Source organism: Xanthomonas floridensis (genome assembly GCF_001642575.1).
Classification (GTDB): domain Bacteria; phylum Pseudomonadota; class Gammaproteobacteria; order Xanthomonadales; family Xanthomonadaceae; genus Xanthomonas; species Xanthomonas floridensis.
Map to the genome: position 1 here is coordinate 2,501 of NZ_LXNG01000038.1, position 3,266 is coordinate 5,766.

Consider the following 3,266-nt stretch of genomic DNA (forward strand, 5'->3'; position numbering starts at 1 on the left):
TGGTCAAGCGAATAAGCGCACACGGTGGATGCCTAGGCGGTCAGAGGCGATGAAGGACGTGGTAGCCTGCGAAAAGTGTCGGGGAGCTGGCAACAAGCTTTGATCCGGCAATATCCGAATGGGGAAACCCACTGCTTCGGCAGTATCCTGCAGTGAATTCATAGCTGCTGGAAGCGAACCCGGTGAACTGAAATATCTAAGTAACCGGAGGAAAAGAAATCAACCGAGATTCCCTAAGTAGTGACGAGCGAACGGGGAACAGCCCTTAAGCTGGAATGGCTTTAGAAAAACAATCTGGAAAGATTGGCCATAGAAGGTGATAGCCCTGTATTTAAAAGGGCCACTCCAGTGAAGACGAGTAGGGCGGGGCACGTGAAACCCTGTCTGAATATGGGGGGACCATCCTCCAAGGCTAAATACTCCTGACCGACCGATAGTGAACCAGTACCGTGAGGGAAAGGCGAAAAGAACCCCGGAGAGGGGAGTGAAATAGATCCTGAAACCGTGTGCGTACAAGCAGTAGGAGCTCGCAAGAGTGACTGCGTACCTTTTGTATAATGGGTCAGCGACTTACTGTTCGTGGCAAGCTTAACCGTATAGGGGAGGCGAAGGGAAACCGAGTCTGATAAGGGCGCATAGTCGCGGGCAGTAGACCCGAAACCGGGTGATCTAGTCATGGCCAGGGTGAAGGTGCCGTAACAGGTACTGGAGGCCCGAACCCACGTCTGTTGCAAAAGACGGGGATGAGCTGTGATTAGGAGTGAAAAGCTAATCGAACCCGGAGATAGCTGGTTCTCCTCGAAAGCTATTTAGGTAGCGCCTCGGACGAATACTACTGGGGGTAGAGCACTGTTATGGCTAGGGGGTCATCGCGACTTACCAAACCATTGCAAACTCCGAATACCAGTACGTACTATCCGGGAGACACACGGCGGGTGCTAACGTCCGTCGTGAAAAGGGAAACAACCCAGACCCACAGCTAAGGTCCCAAATTCACTGCTAAGTGGAAAACGATGTGGAAAGGCATAGACAGCCAGGAGGTTGGCTTAGAAGCAGCCACCCTTTAAAGAAAGCGTAATAGCTCACTGGTCGAGTCGGTCTGCGCGGAAGATTTAACGGGGCTAAGCAGTGAACCGAAGCTTGGGGTGCATAAAACTTGTTTTATGCGCGGTAGAGGAGCGTTCCGTAAGCCTGCGAAGGTGGATTGAGAAGTCTGCTGGAGGTATCGGAAGTGCGAATGCTGACATGAGTAACGATAATGCGGGTGAAAAGCCCGCACGCCGAAAGCCCAAGGTTTCCTTGCGCAACGTTAATCGACGCAGGGTTAGTCGGTCCCTAAGGCGAGGGCGAAAGCCGTAGTCGATGGGAAGCAGGTTAATATTCCTGCACCTCGCGTGAGTGCGATGGAGGGACGGAGAAGGTTAGGTGTACCGGGCGTTGGTTGTCCCGGGGAAAGGCGGTAGGTTTGGATCTTTGGCAAATCCGGGATCCTTTAAGACCGAGCACCGAGACGAGCCTTTATGGCGAAGTCACTGATACCACGCTTCCAGGAAAAGCTCCTAAGCTTCAGCTCACGAAGACCGTACCGTAAACCGACACAGGTGGGTAGGATGAGAATTCTCAGGCGCTTGAGAGAACTCGGGTGAAGGAACTAGGCAACATGGCACCGTAACTTCGGGAGAAGGTGCACCCTTTTTGGTGGCTCATGCGAGCTATAGCTGAAGAGGGTCGCAGAAACCAGGCCGCTGCGACTGTTTATCAAAAACACAGCACTCTGCAAACACGAAAGTGGACGTATAGGGTGTGACGCCTGCCCGGTGCTGGAAGGTTAATTGATGGGGTCAGCCGCAAGGCGAAGCTCTTGATCGAAGCCCCAGTAAACGGCGGCCGTAACTATAACGGTCCTAAGGTAGCGAAATTCCTTGTCGGGTAAGTTCCGACCTGCACGAATGGCGTAACGACAGCGGCGCTGTCTCCACCCGAGACTCAGTGAAATTGAAATCGCTGTGAAGATGCAGCGTTCCCGTGGCAAGACGGAAAGACCCCGTGAACCTTTACTATAGCTTTACACTGAACGTTGAGTTCGTCTGTGTAGGATAGGTGGGAGGCTATGAAACTGTGGCGCTAGCTGCAGTGGAGCCATCCTTGAAATACCACCCTGTCGTGCTTGACGTTCTAACCTAGATCCGTTATCCGGATCAGGGACCGTGTATGGTGGGTAGTTTGACTGGGGCGGTCTCCTCCTAAAGAGTAACGGAGGAGCACGAAGGTACGCTCAGCGCGGTCGGACATCGCGCACTGTGTGCAAAGGCATAAGCGTGCTTGACTGCAAGATCGACGGATCAAGCAGGTACGAAAGTAGGTCTTAGTGATCCGGTGGTTCTGTATGGAAGGGCCATCGCTCAACGGATAAAAGGTACTCCGGGGATAACAGGCTGATACCGCCCAAGAGTTCATATCGACGGCGGTGTTTGGCACCTCGATGTCGGCTCATCACATCCTGGGGCTGTAGTCGGTCCCAAGGGTATGGCTGTTCGCCATTTAAAGTGGTACGCGAGCTGGGTTCAGAACGTCGTGAGACAGTTCGGTCCCTATCTGCCATGGGCGTTGGAAGTTTGAGAGGGGCTGCTCCTAGTACGAGAGGACCGGAGTGGACGAACCTCTGGTGTTCCGGTTGTCACGCCAGTGGCATTGCCGGGTAGCTATGTTCGGAAGCGATAACCGCTGAAAGCATCTAAGCGGGAAGCGCGCCTCAAGATGAGACTTCCCGGGGCACAAGCCCCCTAAAGGAACCATATAGACTATGTGGTTGATAGGTCAGGTGTGTAAGTACAGCAATGTATTGAGCTAACTGATACTAATGATCCGTGCGGCTTGACCATATAACCTCAAGTTGCCTTGGTCCCAACGAACGTTGGTAGATCACCAAACGCAAGCTACGTCACAAGTTAACTATGCGAGACTGGGCGCCTTAATCCGTTTCTTGGATGGCGACGCTCCAACCGTCTCCCTGGTGAAATTAGCGCTGTGGAACCACCCGATCCCATCCCGAACTCGGAAGTGAAACGCAGCTGCGCCGATGGTAGTGTGGCTCAAGCCATGCGAGAGTAGGTCATCGCCAGGGGCTTTACCCCAAACCCTCAGTCCGACAGGACTGGGGGTTTGTTTTTGTCTCCGATTTAAGCCCTTCGCACTGTCCGCCGTCAGTGGGTGGCTTGGCAGGAGGCGCGGAACACTGTGAGGACGGCCGGGAACGCACCGGCACA

General features: G+C 53.7%; 2 rRNA genes. Both read left to right on the plus strand.

Features of this window, described 5'->3' with window-relative positions:
- Position 1: 1 nt before the first annotated feature.
- Positions 2–2,882: ribosomal RNA gene (locus A7D17_RS18020) — 23S ribosomal RNA — on the plus strand.
- Positions 2,883–3,009: 127 nt separating this feature from the next.
- Positions 3,010–3,124, plus strand: a 5S ribosomal RNA gene (rrf, locus tag A7D17_RS18025).
- Positions 3,125–3,266 lie beyond the last annotated feature (142 nt).